Source organism: Streptomyces sparsogenes subsp. cuspidosporus, from assembly GCF_039532705.1.
Classification (GTDB): Bacteria; Actinomycetota; Actinomycetes; order Streptomycetales; family Streptomycetaceae; genus Streptomyces; species Streptomyces sparsogenes.
In genome coordinates, this window is sequence record NZ_BAAASD010000009.1 from 98481 (window position 1) to 121608 (window position 23128).

17 protein-coding genes and 1 riboswitch are annotated in these 23128 nt (G+C 74.0%); of the genes, 11 read left to right on the forward strand and 6 right to left on the reverse strand.

Annotation, left to right across the window (positions count from 1 at the left end; translation table 11 throughout):
* Positions 1-808: 808 nt before the first annotated feature.
* Entirely contained in the window at positions 809-3262 is a 2454-nt protein-coding gene (locus ABFY07_RS14055; RefSeq protein WP_346174820.1) for a DNA gyrase/topoisomerase IV subunit A, read from the reverse strand.
* A 213-nt stretch (positions 3263-3475) separates the two neighbouring features.
* Between ABFY07_RS14055 and ABFY07_RS14060 the strand changes: the two genes are divergently transcribed.
* The 4 genes from ABFY07_RS14060 to ABFY07_RS14075 all read left to right on the forward strand — a co-directional run bounded on the left by ABFY07_RS14060 (position 3476) and on the right by ABFY07_RS14075 (position 8499).
* Positions 3476-4840 (forward strand): M16 family metallopeptidase, encoded by a 1365-nt coding sequence (locus ABFY07_RS14060; protein WP_076970695.1) that lies wholly within the window; start codon positions 3476-3478, stop codon positions 4838-4840.
* Complete coding sequence (locus ABFY07_RS14065; protein ID WP_346174821.1) at positions 4837-6243, forward strand: M16 family metallopeptidase; 1407 nt, start codon at positions 4837-4839, stop codon at positions 6241-6243. Before ABFY07_RS14060 ends, ABFY07_RS14065 begins: the two co-directional genes overlap by 4 nt.
* Positions 6244-6474: 231 nt before the next feature.
* A riboswitch (cyclic di-AMP (ydaO/yuaA leader) is annotated at positions 6475-6672 on the forward strand.
* 14 nt (positions 6673-6686) lie between these two features.
* Positions 6687-7511, forward strand: coding sequence for a M23 family metallopeptidase (locus ABFY07_RS14070; RefSeq protein ID WP_346174822.1), 825 nt, complete (start codon positions 6687-6689; stop codon positions 7509-7511).
* A 277-nt stretch (positions 7512-7788) separates the two neighbouring features.
* Positions 7789-8499, forward strand: a complete 711-nt coding sequence (locus tag ABFY07_RS14075) for a GntR family transcriptional regulator (RefSeq protein ID WP_346174823.1) — start codon at positions 7789-7791, stop codon at positions 8497-8499.
* A gap of 231 nt (positions 8500-8730) precedes the next feature.
* Here the strand turns inward: ABFY07_RS14075 and ABFY07_RS14080 are convergent, their stop codons facing one another.
* The gene (locus ABFY07_RS14080; RefSeq protein WP_065965382.1) at positions 8731-9012 is read right to left on the reverse strand and encodes an HPr family phosphocarrier protein; all 282 of its coding nucleotides are present in this window, start codon (positions 9010-9012) and stop codon (positions 8731-8733) included.
* A 200-nt stretch (positions 9013-9212) separates the two neighbouring features.
* On the opposite strand from ABFY07_RS14080, the gene ABFY07_RS14085 reads away from it, so the two are divergent.
* From ABFY07_RS14085 to ABFY07_RS14100, 4 genes are all read left to right on the forward strand, one after another.
* A complete protein-coding gene (locus tag ABFY07_RS14085; protein WP_346174824.1) occupies positions 9213-12068 on the forward strand; it encodes a bifunctional acetate--CoA ligase family protein/GNAT family N-acetyltransferase in 2856 nt (951 codons plus the stop codon).
* Positions 12069-12119: 51 nt separating this feature from the next.
* The gene (locus ABFY07_RS14090; protein WP_065965384.1) at positions 12120-12716 is read left to right on the forward strand and encodes a DUF5998 family protein; all 597 of its coding nucleotides are present in this window, start codon (positions 12120-12122) and stop codon (positions 12714-12716) included.
* Positions 12716-13945, forward strand: coding sequence for an alkaline phosphatase family protein (locus ABFY07_RS14095; protein ID WP_346174825.1), 1230 nt, complete (start codon positions 12716-12718; stop codon positions 13943-13945). Before ABFY07_RS14090 ends, ABFY07_RS14095 begins: the two co-directional genes overlap by 1 nt.
* Positions 13946-14038: 93 nt before the next feature.
* Entirely contained in the window at positions 14039-14755 is a 717-nt protein-coding gene (locus tag ABFY07_RS14100) for a thymidine kinase (RefSeq protein ID WP_346174826.1), read from the forward strand.
* On the opposite strand, the gene ABFY07_RS14105 is transcribed toward ABFY07_RS14100, so the two are convergent.
* Positions 14752-15561 (reverse strand): VOC family protein, encoded by an 810-nt coding sequence (locus tag ABFY07_RS14105; protein WP_346174827.1) that lies wholly within the window; start codon positions 15559-15561, stop codon positions 14752-14754. The two genes, ABFY07_RS14100 and ABFY07_RS14105, sit on opposite strands and share 4 nt — an antisense overlap.
* Before the next feature lie 275 nt (positions 15562-15836).
* On the opposite strand from ABFY07_RS14105, the gene ABFY07_RS14110 reads away from it, so the two are divergent.
* Positions 15837-16673, forward strand: a complete 837-nt coding sequence (locus tag ABFY07_RS14110) for a sulfurtransferase (RefSeq protein ID WP_346174828.1) — start codon at positions 15837-15839, stop codon at positions 16671-16673.
* Positions 16674-16749: 76 nt separating this feature from the next.
* Here ABFY07_RS14110 and sepH read toward each other — a convergent pair whose 3' ends face one another.
* The 3 genes from sepH to ABFY07_RS14125 form a co-directional block, all read right to left on the reverse strand.
* On the reverse strand, positions 16750-17838 hold the full coding sequence (sepH, locus tag ABFY07_RS14115) for a septation protein SepH (protein WP_428836923.1): 1089 nt from the start codon (positions 17836-17838) through the stop codon (positions 16750-16752).
* Positions 17839-18302: 464 nt separating this feature from the next.
* Positions 18303-19628, reverse strand: coding sequence for a D-arabinono-1,4-lactone oxidase (locus ABFY07_RS14120; RefSeq protein ID WP_428836924.1), 1326 nt, complete (start codon positions 19626-19628; stop codon positions 18303-18305).
* Complete coding sequence (locus tag ABFY07_RS14125; RefSeq protein WP_346174831.1) at positions 19582-20838, reverse strand: MFS transporter; 1257 nt, start codon at positions 20836-20838, stop codon at positions 19582-19584. The genes ABFY07_RS14120 and ABFY07_RS14125 overlap by 47 nt, the downstream gene beginning before the upstream one ends.
* A gap of 127 nt (positions 20839-20965) precedes the next feature.
* Between ABFY07_RS14125 and ABFY07_RS14130 the strand changes: the two genes are divergently transcribed.
* Entirely contained in the window at positions 20966-22120 is a 1155-nt protein-coding gene (locus tag ABFY07_RS14130; protein WP_346174832.1) for a ferrochelatase, read from the forward strand.
* A gap of 164 nt (positions 22121-22284) precedes the next feature.
* Positions 22285-23112: an inositol monophosphatase family protein gene (locus tag ABFY07_RS14135; protein WP_346174833.1), complete on the forward strand. Its 828-nt coding sequence runs from the start codon at positions 22285-22287 to the stop codon at positions 23110-23112.
* Positions 23113-23128 lie beyond the last annotated feature (16 nt).

Genomic DNA, 23128 nt, shown 5'->3' on the forward strand with positions numbered 1-23128 from the left:
GGGTTTCCGGGACGGCGCCGACCGGGACGTTGGCTCTCCCCAAGGGCGAGTTCGCGGAGGGCGCGATGCTCAGCGCACGACGCCTCCGGGCGCCGCGCCCGGATTGGCGCCGGTGTCGCCTCCGACCAGCGGCCGGGTCGGGGGCGGGGTGGGTTCTTGCGTTCCTGGGGCGGCGCCGGGCGGGGCGTCACGTGTTCCCGGGAGTGATCCCGCGCTGGGCCGCGCTCGGCCGCGGCGACGACCCGCGTACGACGCCCCAGGCGTTTCCCGACCCCGGATCGGCGCCCGGCGAGTGCCCCGGCCCCTGCCGACCCGTGGCCGGGTCCGCCACCGGCCGCCGGGCGGGGCGGGCGCTCGGGTCTCCGGGGCGGTGCCGACCTGGGCGTCGCGTCGGCGCCTCTGGCGCGTACCCCGTGGCCCTCCGCGACCAACGGCCCGGCCGGGCGCGGGGCGGGCGCTCGGTTTCCGGGGCGGTGCCGACCGGGGCGGCTCGTGTTCCCGGGGGTGATCTCGCCGTGGGCGCGATGCCCGCCGCACCGCGCCCCGGGCGCCGCCGCGCCAGGACCCGTGCCTGGCGCGTACCCCCCCGCCCCGCCCGACCAGCGGCCGGGACCGGGGCGGGGGAGCGGCGCCCGGGTTCCGGGGTGTGCCGTAACGCGGTCACGGCGCGTCGCCTTCCTGCACCGTCACTTCGAGCCGGGGAGCCGAGCCGACGCCCCCCGACAGGCCGGAGCGCCGGGCCGCCGTACGGCGGCGACCCGGCCGCTGGGCGCCGCTCCGCCGCCGTGGCGGGGCGCGGCGGGGCCGGTTACACCGGGCCGGCCACCACCGCGATCTTCTTGGTGAGCGCGACCCCCGAGCCGTCGCGGCGCGGGTCGGGTTCGGGGAGGGGGGCCGGGGTGCCGGTTGCCGTGGCCGCGAGGGCCGGGGTGGCGCCTGCCCAGGCCAGGACCAGGCAGTCCTCGCCCTTCAGGAACCGCTGGCAGCGCACTCCGCCGGTCGCCCGGCCCTTGCGCGGGTACTGGTCGAACGGCGTGAGCTTGGCCGACTGCTGCACCGAGTCGTCGAGCGTGCCGCGCGCGCCCGCGATCGTGAACACCGCCGCCTCCACCGCCGGGTCCACGGCGGTGAACGAGATCACCTTGGCGCCCGAGCCCAGCTTGATGCCCGCCATGCCGCCCGCGGGGCGGCCCTGCGGCCGGACCTGGCTCGCCGGGTAGCGCAGCAGCTGCGCGTCGTCGGTGATGAAGACCAGGTCCTCCTCGCCCGTGCGCAGCTCCACCGCGCCGACGATCCGGTCGCCCTCCTTGAGGCCGATCACCTCCAACTCGTCCTTGTTGGCGGGATAGTCGGGCACCACGCGCTTGACGACGCCCTGCTCCGTGCCGATCGCGAGCCCCGGCGAGGACTCGTCGAGGGTGGTGAGGCACATCAGCTCCTCACCCTCCTGAAGGGACAGGAACTCCGCGATCGGGGCGCCGCCCGCCAGGTTCGGGGCGCCGGCCGTCTCGGGGAGTATCGGCAGGTCGACCACGGCCAGCCGCAGCAGCCGCCCGGTGGAGGTCACCGCGCCCACGTCCCCGCGGGCCGTGGCCGGGACGGCCGAGACGATGACGTCGTGCTTGGCGCGCTTGGCCCGGCCCTCGCCCGGGAACGGCTCTCCGTTGGCCGTGCGGGCCAGCAGGCCGGTGGAGGACAGCAGCACCCGGCAGGGGTCGTCGGCGACCTCCAGCGGGACCGCGGTCACCGGGGCGTCCGCCGACTCCTGGAGCACCGTGCGCCGCGGGGTGCCGAACTTCTTGGCCACCTGGGCCAGTTCCGCCGACACCAGCTTGCGCAGCTCGGCGTCCGACTCCAGGATCCGGGTCAGCTCCTCGATCTCCGCCTTGAGGCGGTCGCGCTCCGACTCCAGCTCGATCCGGTCGAACTTGGTCAGCCGGCGCAGCGGGGTGTCCAGGATGTACTGCGTCTGGACCTCGGAGAGTCCGAAGCGGGCGATCAGGGACTCCTTCGCCCGCGCCGCGTTCTCACTGGAGCGGATGATGCGGATGACCTCGTCGATGTCGAGCAGGGCGACGAGAAGGCCCTCGACCAGGTGCAGCCGGTCCCGCCGCTTGCCGCGCCGGAACTCGCTGCGCCGCCGCACCACGTCGAAGCGGTGGTCGAGATAGACCTCCAGCAGCTCCTTGAGGCCCAGCGTCAGCGGCTGGCCGTCCACCAGCGCGACATTGTTGATGCCGAAGGACTCCTCCATCGGCGTCAGCTTGTAGAGCTGCTCGAGCACGGCCTCCGGGTTGAAGCCGTTCTTGACCTCGATCACCAGGCGCAGGCCGTGCTCGCGGTCGGTGAGGTCCTTGACGTCCGCGATGCCCTGCAGCTTCTTCGCGCCGACCAGGTCCTTGATCTTCGAGATGACCTTCTCGGGGCCGACCGTGAAGGGCAGTTCGGTGACGACCAGACCCTTGCGGCGGGCCGTCACGTCCTCCACCGAGACCGTTGCGCGGATCTTGAAGGTGCCGCGCCCCCTCTCGTACGCGTCCCGGACGCCGCCCAGGCCCACGATCCGGCCGCCGGTCGGCAGGTCGGGTCCCGGCACGAACCGCATCAGGGTGTCCAGGTCCGCGCCCGGGTGCTTGATCAGATGGCGGGCGGCGGCGATCACCTCGCCCAGGTTGTGCGGGGGCATGTTCGTCGCCATGCCGACCGCGATCCCGGACGAGCCGTTGACCAGCAGGTTCGGATAGGCGGCGGGCAGGGCCACCGGCTCCTGCTCGCTGCCGTCGTAGTTCGGGCCGAAGTCGACGGTGTCCTCGTCGATCGACTCGGTCATCAGCGAGGTCGCCGAGGCCATCCGGCACTCGGTGTACCGCATCGCCGCGGGCGGGTCGTCATTGCCCAGGGAGCCGAAGTTCCCGTGGCCGTCGACCAGCGGCACCCGCATCGAGAAGGGCTGCGCCATGCGCACCAGCGCGTCGTAGATCGACGCGTCGCCATGGGGGTGCAGCTTGCCCATGACCTCGCCGACGACGCGGGCGCACTTGACGAAGCCGCGCTCGGGCCGCAGGCCCATCTCGTTCATCTGGTAGAGGATCCGCCGGTGCACCGGCTTGAGTCCGTCACGGGCGTCGGGCAGCGCGCGCGAGTAGATGACCGAGTACGCGTACTCGAGGAAGGAGCCCTGCATCTCGTCGACGACGTCGATGTCGAGGATGCGCTCCTCGAAATCGTCCGGCGGAGGGGTCTTTGTGCTGCGGCGGGCCATCGCGCTTGCGGCTCCTTCAACTGCCGAGGCGGGATCTGACGCCGACCATTGTGGACCGGGCCACCGACAAGTGTGGAACGGGCCACTGACAACGCCCCTCCGAGAGATTCCCCCGGCGGGAACTTCGCCAGATGTCCGTGCGCTTGCATACAGTGACAGGACCGCACTTCAAGCGGCTCGCACGCGCTCCATCACGCGATCGAAGGGACGTACATGCCCATGGGTCACACGGCCACGGAACAAGCCGGCTCCGGCGGCCTGACAGCGACCGAGCACCGGCTGGCCAACGGCCTGCGGGTGGTGCTCTCCGAGGACCACCTGACCCCGGTCGCGGCGGTCTGCCTCTGGTACGACGTCGGCTCGCGCCACGAAGTCAAGGGACGCACCGGTCTGGCTCACCTTTTCGAGCACTTGATGTTCCAGGGCTCGTCGCAGGTGAAGGGCAACGGCCACTTCGAACTGGTGCAGGGCGCCGGCGGCTCGCTCAACGGGACCACCAGCTTCGAGCGGACCAACTACTTCGAGACGATGCCCGCCCACCAGGTGGAGCTGGCGCTGTGGCTCGAGGCGGACCGCATGGGGTCGCTGCTGACCGCGCTGGACGAGGAGAGCCTGGAGAACCAGCGGGACGTCGTCAAGAACGAGCGCCGCCAGCGCTACGACAACGTGCCGTACGGCACCGCCTTCGAGCGCCTGGTCGCCATGGCCTACCCAGAGGGCCACCCGTACCACCACACCCCGATCGGCTCCATGGCCGACCTGGACGCGGCCTCCCTGGAGGACGCGCGCGAGTTCTTCCGCACCTACTACGCGCCGAACAACGCGGTGCTGGCGGTCGTGGGCGACATCGACCCCGAGCAGACCCTGGCCTGGATCGAGAAGTACTTCGGCACCATCCCCTCCCACGACGGCAAGCGCCCGCCGCGCGACGGCACCCTGCCGGACGTGATCGGCGGGCAGCTGCGCGAGGTCGTGGAGGAGGAGGTCCCGGCCCGCGCCCTGATGGCCGCCTACCGGCTGCCGCACGACGGCACCCGCGAGGCCGACGCCGCCGACCTGGCGCTGACCGTCCTGGGCGGCGGCGAGTCCTCCCGGCTGCACAACCGCCTGGTGCGCCGCGACCGTACGGCGGTGGCCGCGGGCTTCGGTCTGCTGCGGCTGGCGGGCGCCCCCTCGCTCGGCTGGCTGGACGTGAAGACCTCCGCCGGCGTCGAGGTGCCCGACATCGAGGCCGCCGTCGACGAGGAGCTGGCCCGGTTCGCCGAGGAGGGGCCGACGCCCGAGGAGATGGAGCGCGCCCAGGCCCAGCTGGAGCGCGAGTGGCTGGACCGGCTGGCCACGGTCGGCGGCCGCGCCGACGAGCTGTGCCGTTACGCGGTGCTGTTCGGCGACCCGCAGCTGGCGCTGACCGCCGTGGAGCGGGTCCTCCAGGTGACGGCCGAGGAGGTGCGGGCCGTGGCCCAGGCCAGGCTGCGCCCCGACAACCGCGCGGTGCTGGTCTACGAACCGGTCCAGGGCGCCCAGCAGGCCGACGACACCGCCGAGGACAACGACGCAGAAGGGGAGTCGGCCCAGTGAGCGACGCCGTCACCACCACCATGACCTTCCACCCGCAGCCGCGGCCGGGCGCCGCCAAGCCGTGGGCGTTCCCGGCCCCCGAGCGCGCCGAGCTGTCCAACGGGCTGACCGTGCTGCGCTGCCACCGCCCCGGCCAGCAGGTCGTCGCCGTGGAGATCAACCTGGCCGCCCCGCTGGAGGCCGAGCCGGCCGGGCTCGACGGCATCGCCACGATCATGGCCCGCGCCCTGTCCGAGGGCACCGACAAGCACACCGCCGAGGAGTTCGCGGCCGAGCTGGAGCGCTGCGGTGCCACCTTGGACGCCCACGCGGACCACCCCGGCGTCCGGGTGTCGCTGGAGGTCCCCGTCTCCCGGCTGCCCAAGGCGCTCGGCCTGCTGGCCGACGCGCTGCGCGCGCCCGCCTTCCCCGAGGGCGAGGTCGAGCGGCTGGTGCGCAACCGCCTGGACGAGATCCCGCACGAGCTGGCCAACCCCGCCCGGCGCGCCTCGATGGCGCTGTCGAAGGAGCTCTTCCCGGCCGAGGCCCGGATGTCCCGGCCGCGCCAGGGCACCCAGGAGACCGTCGAGGGCATCGACGCCGCGGCCGTGCGGGCCTTCTACGAGGCGCATGTCCGCCCCTCCACCACGACCGCCGTGGTGGTCGGCGACCTGACCGGCGTCGACCTCGACAAGGCGCTGGCCGAGACCCTCGGCACCTGGACCGGGGGCGCCGCCGAGCCGCGCCCGATGGCGCCGATCACCGCCGACGACACCGGCCGGGTGGTCATCGTGGACCGGCCGGGCGCGGTGCAGACGCAGCTGCTCATCGGGCGGATCGGCGCCGACCGGCACGACCGGGTCTGGCCCGCCCAGGTGCTGGGCACCTACTGCCTGGGCGGCACCCTCACCTCCCGGCTCGACCGGGTGCTGCGCGAGGAGAAGGGCTACACCTACGGCGTGCGGGCCTTCGGCCAGGTGCTGCGCTCGACGGCCCCGGACGCCTCCGGAGGAGCCACGGGCGCGGCGATGCTGGCCATCAGCGGCTCGGTGGCCACCGAGGTCACCGGCCCGGCCCTGGAGGACCTGTGGAAGGTGCTGGGCACGCTGAAGGAGGAGGGCCTCACTGACGCCGAGCGCGACGTCGCCGTGCAGAACCTCGTCGGGGTGGCCCCGCTGAAGTACGAGACGGCGGCCGCCGTCGCGGGCACCCTCGCCGACCAGGTCGAGCAGCACCTGCCGGATGACTTCCAGGCGCAGCTGTACACCCGTCTCGCGGAGACCGGCACGGTGGAGGCGACCGCCGCGGTGGTGAGCGCCTTCCCGCCCGACCGGCTGGTCACGGTGCTCGTCGGCGACGCCTCGAAGATCGAGGAGCCGGTCAAGACGCTGGGCATCGGCGAGGTGCGCGTCATCCAGGGCTGATCCGTCGGGAGGGCCGCGCGAGCGGGCCGAACAGACCGTGAGAAAAGGGACCCTGGCGCCGTTTCAGGCGCCGGGGTCCTCCTGTTTGCCCGCTTTATAGCAGAGGTCGCCCGTCTGGTCGGGCGTGTCTGTGGGGAAACCAACAAAAGAGTGGAACCGTTTGGCGATCGAAAGTGGTGCCGTTTAGCGTCAGTGCGGTTGTCCGCCCGAGCCACGCCGCACCCGCGGCACGGGCAACCATCGCCGAGTCCCCGTACGGCGCGAGCCAGGGGAGCCGGGGAACCAGCCTCGCCCGGCGCCGTCCGCGGCGTCCGAGGGGCGATTCCCAGGGGTGAATCGGGTGACCTCCCCGCGAGGGACGAGGGGCCCGTAGGAGACCTTCCTGCTCCGAACCCGACAGCTAACCCGGTAGGCGAGAAGGAAGGAAAGGAGTGCGCCACACGATGGCGTTCACCCGTGCCACCGGGAAGCACCGCCGACCCAGTCGCGCCCCCCGCGCCGTCCGCTCCGGCGCGAACCTCGCGGGCATAGCCACCCTTGCCGCCACCGGCGTGGTGGCCGGTCTCGCCGCCCCGGCCCTCGCCGCGACGGACGACGGCCTCACCGCCGAGGACACCGGGCTGCGCCAGGCCGTCGCCATCGGCGGTGAACTCGCCGACCAGGTCGCGGCCCAGGCACAGACCCAGCAGAGCGCCGCCGACGAGGCCGCCGCCAAGGCGGCCGCGCAGGCCCAGGCTCGCAAGGAGGCCGCGAGGCAGGCGGCCGAGGCCAAGCGGAAGGCCGAGGCGGCCGCGAAGAAGGCCAAGCAGGAGCGCGAGGCCAAGGAGCGGGCCGCGCGCGAGGCCGAGCGCAAGCGGCTGAACACGTTCGTGCTGCCGGTCACCGGCTCGTACGTCTCCACCAGCTACCAGTCCTCCAGCGGCCTGTGGTCCTCCGGCAGCCACACCGGGGTGGACTTCCACGCCGCGACCGGGACCCCGGTGCACTCCGTGGGCTCCGGCACCGTCGTCGAGGCCGGCTGGGGCGGCGCGTACGGCAACAACGTCGTGATCAAGATGAACGACGGCACCTACACCCAGTACGGCCACCTGTCGTCCATCGGCGTCTCCGTGGGCCAGACCGTCACCCCCGGCCAGCAGATCGGGCTGTCCGGCGACACGGGCAATGTGACCGGGCCGCATCTGCACTTCGAGGCCCGCACCAGCCCCGACTACGGCTCGGACATCGACCCCGTCGCCTACCTGCGCTCGCACGGCGTCAACATCTGACAGGCGCGCCATCCGCCAGGCGCAGGCCCACCGACGCCACGAAGGCCCCCGGTCCAGCGGACCGGGGGCCTTCGGCATACCCGCCCGCCCTGGCCAAAAAATTTCCATGAAATCCTCCCGCCGGTCGGAAAACGAAGCCGCTTCGAATAGAGTCGCTGAATACGCGTCAATCGGCTGCGTTTCGCGGAGATTAAGGCGGAGGTTCGACGATGCGGGACCGGAAGTGAACGGCGATACGACCGCGATCCAGGGAGGTCGCCGAATTTCGGCGCACGCGGTGTGTACGGCGATCCGCGACGACATCGTCTCCGGCACCTTCGCGCCGGGCAGCCGGCTGATCGAGGACCTCCTCGCCCGGCGCTACGGCGTCTCCCGGGTGCCCGTGCGCGAGGCGCTGCGCACGCTGGAGTCGGAGGGCTTCGTGACCACCCGCAGGCACGCGGGCGCGTGTGTCGCGCAGCCGTCCGAGCGGGAGGCCGCCGACCTGCTGGACATCCGCGCGCTGCTGGAGCCGCTGGGCGCCGCGCGGGCGGCCCAGCGCCGCACCGAGGCGCATCTGAAGGTGCTGCGCGGCCTGGTCCGGCTCGGCCAGGAGCGGGCCCGGCACGGCCAGTTGGGCGAGCTGCGGGCGCTGAGCGACTGGTTCCACGAGACGCTGGCCCAGGCCTCCGGCACCCCGAGCCTGGCCGGGCTGCTGGTACAGCTGCGGCGCAAGATCGCCTGGGTGTACACGGTGGAACCGGCCCGCCGGGCCGCGCCGCCCGCCCCGGGGGGCGCCCCGCGCCCCGACTTCTCGTCCCGGGCCGTCGAGTCCTGGGGCGAGCACGGCGCGCTGGTGGACGCCGTGGCGCGCGGCGACGCCGACCGCGCGCGGGCGCTCGCCGCGGCGCACGCCGAGCGCTCGATGTCGGAATACCGGCTGCGCCGCCCCGCCCCCGGTGTGAGGACTTCGAAACCTCCCGTCAACACGACGGGCCTCCGGAATTAACAGCGGCCCCCTATAAAAATGATGGGGATTACCGCCCCGCATTGTCGGCCTGTATCGCCGGCCTGTATCGCTGCCCCGCATTGCCGTCCCGTGTCACCGTCCCGCATTGGTGCCCTGAATTTCTGCCCCGCTCCGGCGGGCGGCGGAAAGCATGAAAAACGCGGCCGCGGCCACCCGGGACGGGTCACCGCGGCCGCGCCGCGCGGAGATGGCGAGGAAACGCGCCTTCGCTCAGACGGTCTCCGGAAGCTCCTCCAGCCCCTCCGCGACCAGCTTGGCCAGGCGGTCGAGCGCGACCTCGGCGTCCTCGGCCTCGGAGGCGAGGACGACCTCCTCGCCGCCCTGGGCGCCCAGGCCGAGCACCGCGAGCATGGAGGCGGCGTTCACCGGGGCGCCGCCGGCCTTGGCGATCGTGATGGGGACGCCGGCGGCGGTGGCCGCCCGGACGAAGATCGACGCGGGGCGGGCGTGCAGCCCCTCGGCCCAGCCGATGTTGACGCGGCGCTCAGCCATGGTGTTGCCCTTCAGGTGCGGGGTTGCTGTTGTCTAGACCAATATCACACGAGTGTCGTTGTCTTATTATGCCCGAACGGTGCCCGAGTGAGTCCGGGCGTGCCCGTACGGGCCCGATACGGACCTTCCCCCGACACCTCCTCCCCACGCAAGGGCGTCCACCATTCGGACCCCCGTCCGACGGCCGTAGGCTGGCCCTCATGCGGCTCCCGTCCGACACCCACGCCTACCCGGCCCACTGGGAGGCCGACGTGGTCCTCCGCGACGGCGGCACCGCCCAGATCCGCCCCATCACCCCCGCCGACGCGGGGCGCCTGGTCAGCTTCTACGAGCGGGTCTCCGACGAGTCCAAGTACTACCGCTTCTTCGCGCCCTACCCCCGGCTCTCCGACCGCGACGTCCACCGCTTCACGCACCACGACTACGTCGACCGGGTGGGCCTGGCCGCGACGATCGGGGACGAGTTCATCGCCACCGTCCGCTACGACCGGATCGACGGCGGGGGACTGCCCGCCACGGGCCCGGCCGACGAGGCCGAGGTCGCCTTCCTCGTCCAGGATGCTCACCAGGGGCGCGGCGTGGCCTCCGCCCTGCTCGAACACATCGCCGCCGTGGCCCGCGAGCGCGGGATCCGCCGCTTCGCCGCCGAGGTGCTGCCCGCCAACACCAAGATGATCAAGGTGTTCACGGACGCGGGCTACACCCAGAAGCGCAGCTTCGAGGACGGCGTGGTCCGCCTGGAGTTCGACCTCGAACCCACCGACCGCTCGCTGGCCGTCATGCGCGCCCGCGAGCAGCGCGCCGAGGCCCGCTCCGTACACAGGCTGCTCGCCCCGGGCTCGGTCGCCGTCATCGGCGCCGGCCGCGCCCCCGGCGGCGTCGGCCGCGCGGTGCTGCGCAACCTCCTCGACGACGGCTTCGCCGGGCCCCTGTACGCCGTCAACCGGGCCTTCCCGCAGGGCCAGGAGCGGCTGGACCCCGAGGGCGTCCCCGCCCACCGCTCGATCCGCGAGATCGACGGCCCGGTCGACCTCGCCGTCGTCGCCGTCCCTGCCGACCAGGTGCCCTCCGTGGTCGCGGACTGCGGCGAGCACGGCGTCCAGGGCCTCGTCGTGGTCTCCGCCGGCTACGCCGAGAGCGGGCCCGAGGGCCGCGACCGGCAGCGCGAGCTGGTCCGCCAGGCGCGCACCCACGGCATGCGGGTCATCGGCCCCAACGCCTTCGGCATCATCAACACCGCCGACGGCGTGCGGCTGAACGCCTCCCTCTCACCACGGCTGCCCGCCCCCGGCCGGCTCGGCCTGTTCACCCAGTCCGGGGCGATAGGCATCGCGCTGCTGTCCGGTCTCGACCGGCGCGGGGCGGGCATCGCGGGCGTCTCCACCTTCATCTCCGCCGGCAACCGCGCCGACCTCTCCGGCAACGACCTCCTCCAGTACTGGTACGACGACCCGCGGACGGACGTCGCCCTGATGTACCTCGAGTCCATCGGCAACCCCCGCAAGTTCACCCGGCTCGCCAAGCGCACCGCCCAGGTCAAGCCGGTCGTGGTCGTCAAGGGCGCCCGGCACAGCGGCAGCGCCCCCACCGGCCACGCCGTCCCCGCGACCGGCATTCCGGACGCCACCGTCTCCGCCCTGCTGCGGCAGGCCGGCGTCATCCGCGTCGGCACGATCACCGAACTGGTCGACGTCGGGCTGCTGCTGTCCTCCCAGCCGCTCCCCGAGGGCCCGCGCGTCGCCATCCTGGGCAACTCCGACTCCCTGGGGCTGCTCACCTACGACGCCTGTCTCACCGACGGGCTGCGCCCGCTGCCGCCACGCGACCTGACCACCGCCGCCACCCCCGACGACTTCCGGCACGCCCTCGCCCAGGTGCTCACCGACGACGCGTGCGACGCCGTGGTCGTCACCGCCATCCCCTGGGTCGGCGACGCCGCGGCGGCCGAGCTGGCCGGGGCCGTGCGCGGGGCGGCCGCCGAGGCCGCGGCGCGCGGGGCGGCCAAGCCGGTGGCGGTGGTCCACCTGGAGATCCCGGGGCTGGCCGAGGCCCTGGCCGCCCCCGCCCCCGCCGCCCCCGATCCCGGCGCCGGTCCCGGCGGGGACGGCTGTGATGGTGGCGACGCGCCCTTCCCGGCCCCGCGGATCCCCGCCTACCCGGCCGCCGAGCGGGCCGTACGCGCCCTGGCCGAGGCCGTCGGGTACGCCCGGTGGCGCCGGCAGGCCGAGGAGCCCGGGCGGGTCCCCGAGTACGAGGACATCGACGAGGCGGGCGCCGCGGCCGACATCGACGTGCTGCTCGCCCCCGCCGATGACCTCCCGCCCGAGCCCCCGTCCGGCCTCTCGTCCGACGTCCCCCCGGCCCCGCACCCCGTCACCCTCTCCGCCCCCGACGCGCAGCGCCTCCTCGCCCGCTACGGCGTCAGCGTGCTGCCCGCGCTCCCCGCCCCCGACCCGGACGCCGCCGTACGGGCCGCGACCAGGCTCGGCTTCCCCGTCGCCCTCAAGACCACCGCCCCTCACCTGCGCCACCGCGCCGACCTCGGCGGTGTACGGCTCGACCTCGGCGGCGAGGCGGAACTGCGCCGCGCCTACGCCGAATTGACCGGCTACTTGGGCGCCCCCGAAGAGCTGCGGCTCGTCGTGCAGCGGATGGCCCCGCGCGGCGTCGACACCGTCGTACGGGCCGCCATCGACCCCGCCGCCGGGGCGGTGCTCTCCTTCGGGCTCGCCGGAGCCCCCTCCGAGCTGCTCGGCGACACCGCCCACCGGCTCGTCCCGGCCACCGACCGGGACGCCGCCGAGCTGGTCCGATCCATCAGGACCGCGCCGCTGCTGTTCGGCTGGCGCGGCTCCCGGCCCGTCGACACCGCGGCGCTCGAAGAACTCCTGCTCCGCGTGTCCCGCATGGTGGACGACCATCCCGAGGTGGTCGCCGTCGACCTCGAACCGGTCGTGGTCGCCCCGCGCGGCCTGTCCGTGCTCGGCGCGGCCGTCCGGCTGGCCCCGCCGCCCCCGCGCACCGACCTCGGCCCCCGCCACCTGCCCAGCTACTGACCCCCCGCCGTCGTGGGCGCCGGTGTCGGTGCGGGCCCGTAGGATGGGGACATGGCGAAGACCGGTACGACGACCCAGGGGCTGCGCGCGGCGATCGAGCGCAGCGGCTATTACCCGGCACTCGTGGCCGAAGCGGTGGAGGCCGCGGTGGGCGGCGAGCCGGTCGTCTCGTATCTGGTCCACCAGGAGACCACCTTCGACTCCAACGAGGTCCGCCGCCATGTCACGGTCCTCGTCCTGACCGGCACCCGTTTCATCGTCAGCCACACCGACGAGCAGGCCGCCGACGGCACCTCCCCGTCGCCGTACGCCACGACCTCCACCGAGTCCGTGAAGCTCCAGCGGATCTCCTCGGTGGTGCTCAGCCGGGTCGTGGCCAACCCCGAGTCGTACACCCCCGGCACGCTGCCCCGCGAGGTGGTCCTCACCATCGGCTGGGGCGCCGTCAACCGCCTGGATCTCGAGCCCGCCGCCTGCGGTGACCCCAACTGCGAGGCCGACCACGGCTACACCGGCTCCTCCACCGCCGACGACCTGAGCCTGAGGGTCAGCGAGGCGGGCGACGGCCCCGACAGCGTCCGGCAGACCCTCGCCTTCGCCCAGTCGCTCTCGGAAGCCACCGCGGACACGCCGGACGCCGGCCGCTGATGTCCGACTCCACCGCCGGCTCCGCCACCGCCTCCCGATGGCATGAGCCCGAGCCCGTGCCGCTCGACCCCCGCTCCGCCCCCGTGCCCCGCTACGGCACGGGCTCGCTCGCCGATCTGCTGCCCGCCGTCGCCGCGGGCCAGGGCGTCCCCGGCCTGACCTCGGGCCTGGCCCTCGCGCCCGCCGACCGCGTGTGCGTGTTCCTGATCGACGGCCTCGGCTGGGAGCTGCTGCGCGCCCACCCCGCCGAGGCGCCCTTTCTGACCTCGCTGCTGGCCGGCTCCCTGGGCGGCACCGGCGCGCCCCTCACCGCGGGCTTCCCCTCCACCACCGCGACCTCGCTGGCCTCCGTCGGCACGGGCCTGCCGCCCGGCGCCCATGGCCTGCCGGGCTACACGGTGGCCGACCCCGCCACCGGGCAGCTGATGAACCAGCTGCGCTGGCAGCCGTGGACGGACCCGCACGCCTGGCAGCCGTACCCCACCGTCTTCCAACTGGCCGACGCGGCGGGCGTGCACACCTGCCAGGTCTCCGCGCCCACCTTCGCCGAGACCCCGCTCACGAAGGTCGCGCTCAGCGGCGGCACCTTCCACGGCCGGCTGACCGGCGAGGAGCGCATGGACCTCGCGGCCGAGCAGCTGGCCGCCGGCGACCGCTCGCTGGTCTACACGTACTACAGCGAAGTCGACGGCAAGGGCCACCGCTTCGGCGTCGACTCCGACGAGTGGCGTGCCCAGCTGCGCTATGTGGACGGGCTCGCCCAGCGCCTCGCCGAGCAACTGCCGCCCCGCGCCGCCCTGTACATCACCGCCGACCACGGCATGATCGACCTCCCCTTCGACCCGGAGTCCCGGATCGACTTCGACGAGGACTGGGAGCTGCGGGCCGGCGTCGCCCTGTTGGGCGGCGAGGGCCGCGCCCGCCATGTGTACGCGGTCCCCGGCGCCGCGAGCGATGTGCTCGCGGTGTGGCGCGATGTGCTCGGCGAGCGGATGTGGGTGGCGAGCCGGGACGAGGCCATCGAGGCCGGCTGGTTCGGGCGGCCCGGGGACGGCGGCGGCGTCGATGAGCGGGTGTACCGGCGGATCGGCGATGTGGTGGCCGCCGCCAGCGCGGACGTCGCGATCGTCGCGTCGCGGACCGAGCCGAAGGAGTCGGCGATGGTGGGGCTGCACGGCTCGATGACCCCCGTCGAGCAGCTCGTCCCGCTCCTCGAAGTACGCTCCTGAACCGTCCCGCCCCCGCCTGTCCTCCCGGCCCGGCCCGTTCCTCCTGTCAGCCCGTCCCTCCCGTCCGCCCTGTCCGAAAGGTCTCGCCGCCCCATGCCCGAGCTGGTGTTCTTCTCCGGAACCATGGACTGCGGAAAGAGCACCCTCGCTCTGCAGATCGAGCACAACCGCTCGGCGCGCGGCCTGCAGGGCATGATCTACACCCGGGACGACCGGGCGGGCCGGGGCAAGCTCTCCTCGCGGCTCGGGCTGGTCACCGAGGCCGTGGAGGCCGGCGACGACCTCGACTTCTACGCCCATGTGGTCGGGATCCTCACGGCCGGGGGCCGCGCCGACTATGTGATCGTGGACGAGGCGCAGTTCCTCGCCCCGTCCCAGATCGACCAGCTCGCCAGCGTCGTGGACGACCTGGGGCTCGACGTCTTCGCCTTCGGCATCACCACCGACTTCCGCAGCAAGCTCTTCCCCGGCTCGCAGCGCCTGGTCGAGCTCGCGGACCGGATCGAGGTGCTCCAGGTCGAGGCGTTGTGCTGGTGCGGGGCCCGCGCCACGCACAACGCCCGGACCGTCGGCGGCCGGATGGTGGTCGAGGGCGCGCAGGTCGTCATCGGCGATGTCAACCGGCCCGGGGCCGAGGTGGGTTACGAGGTGCTGTGCCGACGCCACCACCGGCGCCGCATGACGGCCGCCGCCGCTCGCGCCGCCGCGCTCTCGCCGGACGTCCTCCCCGTCGACCCGGCGACCTCGCCCCCCGCCCCAAACGCGCCCGCGCCCCGCGACTCCTCGGACACGCCCCAGGCCGCTCCCTAGCCGGCCTTCACCCCGTCCGTGCCCACCAGGGTGAAGGCCGCGCCCTCGGGGTCCGTGACGGTGGCCGTACGCCCCGTCGCGCCGTCGCGCGGCGGGAGGACCACGTAGCCGCCCAACTCGGCGACCTGGCGGGCCGCCTTGTCCACGTCCGTCACCGCGAAGCAGGTCCGCCAGTGCGGGCCCCGGTCGCGCGGCAGCGCGCCGCCCACGCCGTGGATCGCGGCCACCGGCCGCCCCGCCACCCGCAGGGTCGTCACATCGGATCCGTGGTCGTCGGCGGCCGGTCCGGGGCCTTCCCCGGACCAGGGCTCACTGTCGCAGCCGAAGACCGTGTCGTAGAACTTGCTGACGGAGGAGTCACGGGTGATCAACTCGTGCCACACGGGGGAGCCCGGCGCCCCGATCTCCTCGGCGCCCAGGTGCTCCCGCGCCTGCCACACGCCGAAGGTGGCGCCCTCCGGGTCGGCGGCGAGGGCCATCCGGCCCGCCTCGCCCGCGTCCAGCGGGCCCACGGCCACGGTGCCGCCGCAGGCGCGGATCAGCTCGGCCGTCTCGTCGGCGTCGTCGGAGGCCAGATACATCGTCCAGGCGACCGGCAGGTGGCGCTCCGGCGGCATCTCGCCCAGTCCGGCGACCGGCAGGTCGCCGATCCGCGCGCGTACGTACGGTCCCAGGTGCTGCGGCCCCGGGCTGAACTCCCAGCCGAACAAGGCGTGGTAGAAGTCCTGCGTCGCGGCCAGGCTGTGCACCATCAGGCTCGTCCAACAGGGCGTGCCCGGTGGGCGCCGAGTCGCTGCCTCGGTCATCGTCACTCTCTCCTCGGACCAATGTGGTGTCCGTGCGGCTCCGGCCGGCGCGCGGGTGCGCGGGGGCGGTGGTGGGGGGCGCCGGACAGATATTCGCACCACCTGTCGCAACGCGCGCCCGGGCCGCGCCGCAATTCGCGGCTCCCAGCAGGACCATGCCCGCTTTTCAGCCCCGCATCCGTATCCGGGCCATGGCCAAGAGATGTCTGTCAGCTGTACGACGGGTGATCGGGTGGGTCAATCGTCGGAGACGCGTCTACGCAAGGATGGTGCCCATGAATGCCATCGTCACCGCATCCGATCTCATGGACGAACTGGCGGGGGAGCGGCCCCCGCTCCTCCTGGACGTCCGCTACCAGCTCGGCGGCCCGCCCGGCCGCCCCGCCTATGAGGCCGGGCACCTCCCCGGCGCGGTCTATGTCGACCTGGAGAGCGAGCTCGCCGCCCCCCCGGGCCCCGCGGGGCGCCATCCGCTGCCCGAGCTGTCCGTCTTCGCCGCCGCGATGCGCCGGGCCGGGGTCCGCGGGGACCGGCGCGTGGTGGCGTACGACGGCGGGCAGGGGTGGGCCGCGGCGCGCGCGTGGTGGCTGCTGCGCTGGGCCGGCCATCCGTCCGTGCGCGTCCTCGACGGCGGCCTGGCCGCCTGGACCGAGGCCGGCGGTCCGCTGACCACCGAGGCCACCGCGCTCCCCGAGGGCGACTTCGAGCCGCGCCCCGGGGCCCTGCCGCTGCTGGACGCGGACGGCGCGGCGGCGCTCGCCCGGCGCGGGCTGCTGCTGGACGCGCGGGCGGCCGAGCGGTACCGGGGCGAGGTGGAGCCGATCGACCCGGTGGCCGGCCACATCCCGGGGGCGGTCTCGGCGCCGACCACCGAGAACGTCGCCCCGGGCGGCCTGCTGCTGCCCGCCGAACAGCTGGCCGAACGCTTCGCGGGCCTCGGCGCCACGGCGGACGCCGAGGTCGGCGTCTACTGCGGTTCCGGCGTCTCGGCGGCCCACCAGGTGCTGGCGCTGGCGGTCGCGGGCATCCCGGCCGCCCTGTACGTCGGCTCCTGGAGCGAGTGGACCGCCGACCCCGCCCGCCCCGTGGCCACCGGCCCCGACCGCGGCTGACCTCGCCTGCCGACAGGGCTGGGCCCGGCCGTCGCAACCGACGGCCGGGCCCAGCCCCGAGAAAGGCCTGCGGGCGCTACTCCTGTTTCTTGCGGCGGGTGCCGAAGACGATCTCGTCCCAGCTGGGCACGGCCGCCCGGCGGCCCGGGCGTACCCCGTCGGCCTCCGCCTGACGGTCCGTCGTGCCGGTCAGCCGCTCGCGGTGGCCGGCGACCGAACGGGGCATCAGGACGTCCGCGTACGCCGAGCCGGCGCTGGCCGCGGGCGCGGGGGCCGGGGGCTCGACGGGCTCCGGCTCCTCGGCGGGCTCGTCCGCCCCGGAGGAGCCGCCCGGCGACTCCGGCACGATCATGTCGCCCCGGAAGTTCGGCACGGCCTCCAGCAGGCTGGTGAGCGAGTCCCGCTCGCCGCCGAGGCCGTCGTCCACCGAGGCGGACGCCGACGAGGAGTCGGCCTCGCCGTCGCCGCGCTCGGACAGACCCTGCCGATCCCGGTCCCGGTCACGGTCGCGCGGCAGCCGGGCGATCCGCGGCACGAACGGGAAGCTCGGCTCGGGCGTGTCGTCGGCCTCGCCGATCAGCGCCCGGGCCTCGTCGTCCACGGCCTGGACGAGTCGCCGGGGCGGGTCGTAGGTCCAGCTGGCCGAGTGCGGCTCCCCGGCCACGCGGTAGACCAGCAGCACCTCCCAGGTGCCGTCGTCGCGCCGCCAGGAGTCCCACTGCGTGGTGTCCTTCTCCGCGCCCCGCAGCAGCAGCCGCTCCGCGACGGCCTCGCCGAGCTGGGGCCCGGCGTTCTCGCCGGGGCGGCGCACGGGGGTCTTGCGGGCGCGCTCGGCCATGAAGGCGCGCTCCGCGAGCACCGGACCCTCGAAGCGGCGCACGCGGTCGACGGGGATGCCCGCCATCTGCGCGACCTCTTCGGCCGAGGCGCCGGCGCGTATACGGGCCTGGATGTCGCGCGGCCGCAGATGGCTCTCGACCTCGATCTCGATCTGGCCGAGCCGAGCGCGGTCGTTGCGCACCGCGGCGCGCAGACGCTCGTCGATGGGAAGTGTGTACTCCGTGCTGTCCGCAGCCTTGAGCACCAGCCGTGTGCCGTCGTTGCTGACGGCCACGACACGCAGTTCGGGCATGGGGACCTCCCGGGTGGTGCCTGCCGACGTCACGGTTGCGTCGCTGCTCTCCCGCTAGACGAGTGTGGCCTGCCCGGGTGCAGCCTGCCACAACTTTGCCGAGTTGCCCGGCGTGTCGGGCCTGCGCCCCGATCCGCCGTTATGGCACGGTGACCTGTTTGCAGCCCAAAACGACGGCGCCGTCGCTCGGGGCAGCGATCCCCATGTCATGTCGCGGCGCCGCCGGTTGAGTTGCCGCCTTTTGGCCCCTCCCGTTGGGTCCGGGCGGCCGGACGGGAAAGCGGGGCCAGGGATCGCCACAGTACTCCATTCGGGCCGCTCAGGTGGAGCGGCGCGCCAGCCAAGTTCTCGTCGCGGGGGCCTTGTGGACCTTGAACCGGGCGGCGGCGGGCGTGATGTGGGTGGCAAGTTTCACATGATCGACAGAAACGGAACGATCTACTTCGTTTTTGCTCGCTTCCCTTCTGGGTGGGGCGCGGAGGGGAACGAATGTGCGGTCAGCCTCCCAGTACCCGCCGCAGATAGTCGTTGCCGAACAGCCGGTCCGGGTCGAGCCGGTCGCGGATCGCGGTGAACTCCCCGAACCGCGGGTAGACGTCGGCCAGGTACGCGGCGTCACGGCTGTGCAGCTTGCCCCAGTGCGGGCGCCCGCCGTGCGCGGTCATGATCTGCTCCGCCGCCGTGAAGTACGCCCGGTGCGGGGTGCCCCGGTACAGGTGCACCGCTATGTAGGCGGTGTCCCGGCCGGAGGCGGTGGACAGCGGGATGTCGTCGGCCGGCGCGGTCCGCACCTCCACCGGGAAGCTGACCTTCAGACCGGACCGCTCCACGGTCGCCTTCAGCTCGCGCAGCGCCGCGACCGCGGCCTCGCGCGGCACCGCGTACTCCATCTCCACGAAGCGGACCCGGCGCGGACTGGTGAAGACTTTGTAAGGGATGTCCGTGTACGTGCGGGCCGACAGCGCGCGGCTGGAGATCTTGGCGATGCCGGGGATGGCCGCGGGGACCGCCCGGCCGACCGTGCAGGCCAGCTGGAAGACGCCGTTGGACAGCAGTTCGTCGTCCACCCAGCCGCTCACCCGGCCGAGTGGGGCGGCGGGTCCGCTGGTGCGGTTGTTGCGCTTGGTGTTGCAGTTGCTGGTGTGGGGGAACCAGTAGAACTCGAAGTGTTCGTTCTCCGCTACGAGTTGGTCGAACTCCGCCATGACCCGGTCGAACGGCATGGGTTCCTCGCGCGCGGTGAGCAGGAACTCCGGCTCCACGGCGAAGGTGATCGCGCTGACCACGCCCAGCGCGCCGAGTCCGATCCGGGCGGCGGAGAAGACCTCCGGGTTCTCCCGGTCCGAGCAGCGCAGCACCGAGCCGTCCGCGGTCACCAGCTCCAGACGTCTGATCTGGGCGGCGATCGAGGCGCTGGCACGGCCGGTCCCGTGGGTCCCGGTGGCGGTGGCCCCGGCCACCGTCTGCTCCATGATGTCGCCCATATTGGTCAGCGACAGGCCGTGCGCCGCCAGGGTCTGGTTGAGCTGCCACAGCGGGGTGCCGGCCGCCACGGTGACCGTGCCCGCCTCCCGGTCGATCTCCCGGACCCCGGCCAGCCGCTCGGGACGTATCAGCAGCCCGTCCGTGGCGGCCGCGGCCGTGAAGGAGTGGCCGGTGCCCACCGCCTTCACCCGCAGGCCCTCCTCGGCCGCCCGGCGCACCGCCTCGGCGAGCTCCGCGGTCGACGAGGGGGCGATGGAGCGGGCCGGCCGGGCGACCACGTTCCCCGCCCAGTTACGCCACACGCCGTTCCGGTTGGTCCTCATGGTCCCTACGGCCATCCGTACCCGACCCCTCCCGCTGTGGCGCCGGCAGCAGCCGGCGGTACCCGAGGAACGCCACCGCCGCCGCGGACGCCCCGGCCACGGCCGGCACCGCGTACCCCGCGCGGGCCCCGGCGGCGTCGACCACCCATCCGGCGGCCGACGAGCCGAGCGCCACCCCCACCGAGAGCCCGGTGCTCACCCAGGTCATGCCCTCGGTCAGTTTCGCGCGTGGCACGAGCTGTTCGACCAGGGCCATGGTGGTGACCATCGTCGGTGCGACGGCCAGGCCCGCGACGAAGAGCGCCACGGCCAGAAACGAAAGGTTCCCGACCAGTTGGAGGGGGATCATACTCACGGCGATCGCACAGACACCCAGCAGCCACCTCCGGGGCGCGGAGCCCGTGAGGCGCAGCAGCCCGAAGACCGCGCCGGCCAGGCAGGAACCCGCCGCGTAGATGGCCAGCACCACGCTCGCCGCCGCCTTGTGGCCCTGCTCCTCGGCGAAGGCCACCGTCACCACGTCGATCGCGCCGAAGAGCGCGCCGACCGCGGAGAAGGCGGTCACCAGCGTCAGCAGGCCGACCGAGCGCAGCGCCGAGCCGCCGGTGTGGTGCTCGCGCGGATGCGGCACCGGCTCGGTGGCGCGCTGTGCGGTCAGCGCCAGCACCCCGACCGCGAGGAAGCAGCCGGCCAGCAAGGGGCCCGCCTCCGGGAACCAGGCGGTGGACAGCCCGACGGACAGGATCGGGCCGACGATGAAGCAGACCTCGTCGACGACGGACTCGAAGGCGTACGCGGCGTGCAGCCGACTCGGGGCGTCGCGGTAGATCGCCGCCCAGCGGGCCCGCACCATCGCCCCGACGCTCGGCACACAGCCGGCCGCCGCGGCGAACGCGAACAGCGTCCAGTCCGGCCAGCGCAGATGCGCGCTCAGCAGCAGCCCGGTGATGGCGATGAGCGCGACGAGCGTGGCCGGGCGCAGCACCCGGCGCTGGCCGTGCCGGTCCACCAGCCGGGAGACCTGGGGGCCCAAAGCGGCCGAGGAGATCGAGAGCGCGGCCGAGACGGCGCCCGCCAGCCCGTACCGGCCCGTGATCCCGGAGATCATGGTGACCACGCCGATGGAGGTCATCGAGATCGTCAGCCGGCCCGGGAACCCCGCGGCGGAGAAACCCTTGGTGCCGGGGGCGGAGAAGATCGCGCGATAAGGGCCGGGACTGGGCACGGGTGGGCTCCGCGGGGCATGCAGACGGGCGGGTAAGGAACGTAGACGCTGAGACAGATTACGGCCATCCACAGGGCGGCGCAGGTGCATTTCCCGCCGGTCAGTGCCGGGTGGCAGGATCGGGGACATGCCGGAACAGTCAGCTCAGCCATCCTCCGCCCGGTCTTCCGCTCCGTACGACGCACTGCTGCTGCTCTCCTTCGGCGGCCCGGAGGGCCCCGACGACGTGGTGCCGTTCCTGGAGAACGTGACGCGAGGCCGCGGCATCCCCCGCGAGCGCCTGAAGGAAGTGGGCCGGCACTACTTCCTCTTCGGCGGCGTCAGCCCGATCAACGCGCAGAACCGCGAGCTGCTCCAGGCGCTGCGCAAGGACTTCGCCGAGCACGGCCTGGACCTGCCGGTCTACTGGGGCAATCGCAACTGGGCGCCCTATCTGACCGACACCCTGCGCGAGATGGCCGCGGACGGTCGCCGCCGCGTCCTGGTGCTGGCCACCAGCGCCTACGCCTCGTACTCCGGCTGCCGCCAGTACCGCGAGAACCTCGCCGACGCGATCGCCGCGCTCGAGGCGGAGGGCCTGGAGCCGCCGCGCGTCGACAAGCTGCGGCACTACTTCAACCACCCCGGCTTCGTGCGGCCCATGGTCGACGCGACGCTGGCCGCGCTCGCCGAGCTGCCCGAGCCGGTGCGCGCGGGGGCGCACCTCGCCTTCACCACCCACTCCATCCCGACCGCCTCCGCCGACACCTCCGGCCCGCCGCGGGACCACGGGGACGGTGGGGCGTACGTCGCCCAGCACCTCGACGTGGCCCGGCTGGTCGCCGGCGCGGTGCGCGAGGAGACCGGGGTGGAGCACCCCTGGCGCCTGGTCTACCAGTCGCGCAGCGGCGCCCCGCACATCCCCTGGCTGGAGCCGGACATCTGCGACCACCTGGAGGAGCTGCACGGCGCGGGCGCCCCCGCCGCCGTGATGGTCCCGATCGGCTTCGTCTCCGACCACATGGAGGTCAAGTACGACCTCGACACGGAGGCGGCGGCCAAGGCCGAGGAGCTGGGGCTGCCGGTCGCGCGCGCCTCGACGGTGGGCGCGGACCCGCGCTTCGCCGCGGCGGTGCGCGAGCTGGTGCTGGAGCGCGCGGCCGCCGAGCGCTTCACCGCCGGGCTGGAGGCGGCGCCGCCGACGCGCTGCGCGCTGGGCGCGCTCGGCCCGAGCCACGACCTGTGCCCGGCGGGCTGCTGCCCGGCCCGGGCGCCGCGGCCCGCCGCCGCGGGAGAGGACTGAGCCGCCACCGCCCCGCCCCCGGAGAGCGGCCGAGCGTGTCCCGGGGGCACCGCGCGGGCCCTGCCGCGCGGCGCGAGAGGCAAGCCCGCGCACCGCAGCGCGCCAAGCCCGGGGCGGGGACGGCACGGCCCGCCCGCCTCAACCCGCACGCCCTAAGGAGCACCATGACCGACCCGCTCACCACCGAACTCCTCGATGTGGCCCTGGAGGCCGCCCGCCGGGCAGGAGAGCTGCTCCGCGACGGCCGCCCGGCCGACCTGGGCGTGGCCGCCACGAAGACCAGCCCCATCGACGTGGTCACCGAGATGGACCTGGCCGCCGAGAAGCTGATCACGGACTTCCTCGCCGAGCGCCGCCCGGACGACGGCGTGCTGGGGGAGGAGGGCGCGAGCACCGAGGGCAGCAGCGGGGTGCGCTGGGTGATCGACCCGATCGACGGCACGGTCAACTACCTGTACGGCCTGCCGTCCTGGGCCGTGAGCATCGCCGCCGAGCGGGACGGCGAGACGGTCGTGGGCGTCGTGACCGCCCCGATGCGCCGCGAGACGTACCACGCGGTCCTCGGCGGCGGCGCCTACCTCGGCGTGCCCGGAGGGGAGCGGGAGGAGCCCCGGGAGCGGCTGCGCTGCCGCCCCGCGCCCGCGCTGGACCAGGCGCTCGTCGGCACCGGCTTCGGCTACCGCACCGAGCGGCGCGTCGGCCAGGCCGAGGTGGTGCGCGCGCTGCTGCCCACGGTGCGCGACATCCGGCGCGGCGGGTCGGCCGCCATCGACCTGTGCGATGTGGCGTGCGGCCGGCTCGACGGCTACTACGAGCGCGGGCTGAACCCGTGGGACTTCGCGGCCGGGGTGCTGATAGCCCGCGAGGCGGGCGCGCTGACCGGGGGCCGCCCGGGGGTCCCGGCGTCGGGCGAGCTCACCGTCGCCGCGCCTCCCGGCCTCTTCGAGCCGCTCCAGCGGCTCCTGGACGAGCTGGGCGCCTGGCACGACTGACGGCGGGTGGCGAGAG

Excerpts from the sequence above, each read along its gene's own strand:
- ABFY07_RS14090 (WP_065965384.1), top strand. The coding sequence starts at position 12,120 with ATGGCGAAGACCGGTACGACGACCCAGGGGCTGCGCGCGGCGATCGAG.
- ABFY07_RS14055 (WP_346174820.1), bottom strand. The coding sequence starts at position 3,262 with ATGGCCCGCCGCAGCACAAAGACCCCTCCGCCGGACGATTTCGAGGAG.
- ABFY07_RS14135 (WP_346174833.1), top strand. The coding sequence starts at position 22,285 with ATGACCGACCCGCTCACCACCGAACTCCTCGATGTGGCCCTGGAGGCC.
- ABFY07_RS14105 (WP_346174827.1), bottom strand. The coding sequence starts at position 15,561 with ATGACCGAGGCAGCGACTCGGCGCCCACCGGGCACGCCCTGTTGGACG.
- ABFY07_RS14070 (WP_346174822.1), top strand. The coding sequence starts at position 6,687 with ATGGCGTTCACCCGTGCCACCGGGAAGCACCGCCGACCCAGTCGCGCC.
- ABFY07_RS14100 (WP_346174826.1), top strand. The coding sequence starts at position 14,039 with ATGCCCGAGCTGGTGTTCTTCTCCGGAACCATGGACTGCGGAAAGAGC.
- ABFY07_RS14110 (WP_346174828.1), top strand. The coding sequence starts at position 15,837 with ATGAATGCCATCGTCACCGCATCCGATCTCATGGACGAACTGGCGGGG.
- ABFY07_RS14085 (WP_346174824.1), top strand. The coding sequence starts at position 9,213 with ATGCGGCTCCCGTCCGACACCCACGCCTACCCGGCCCACTGGGAGGCC.
- ABFY07_RS14130 (WP_346174832.1), top strand. The coding sequence starts at position 20,966 with ATGCCGGAACAGTCAGCTCAGCCATCCTCCGCCCGGTCTTCCGCTCCG.
- ABFY07_RS14095 (WP_346174825.1), top strand. The coding sequence starts at position 12,716 with ATGTCCGACTCCACCGCCGGCTCCGCCACCGCCTCCCGATGGCATGAG.
- ABFY07_RS14060 (WP_076970695.1), top strand. The coding sequence starts at position 3,476 with ATGCCCATGGGTCACACGGCCACGGAACAAGCCGGCTCCGGCGGCCTG.
- ABFY07_RS14120 (WP_428836924.1), bottom strand. The coding sequence starts at position 19,628 with ATGGCCGTAGGGACCATGAGGACCAACCGGAACGGCGTGTGGCGTAAC.
- ABFY07_RS14080 (WP_065965382.1), bottom strand. The coding sequence starts at position 9,012 with ATGGCTGAGCGCCGCGTCAACATCGGCTGGGCCGAGGGGCTGCACGCC.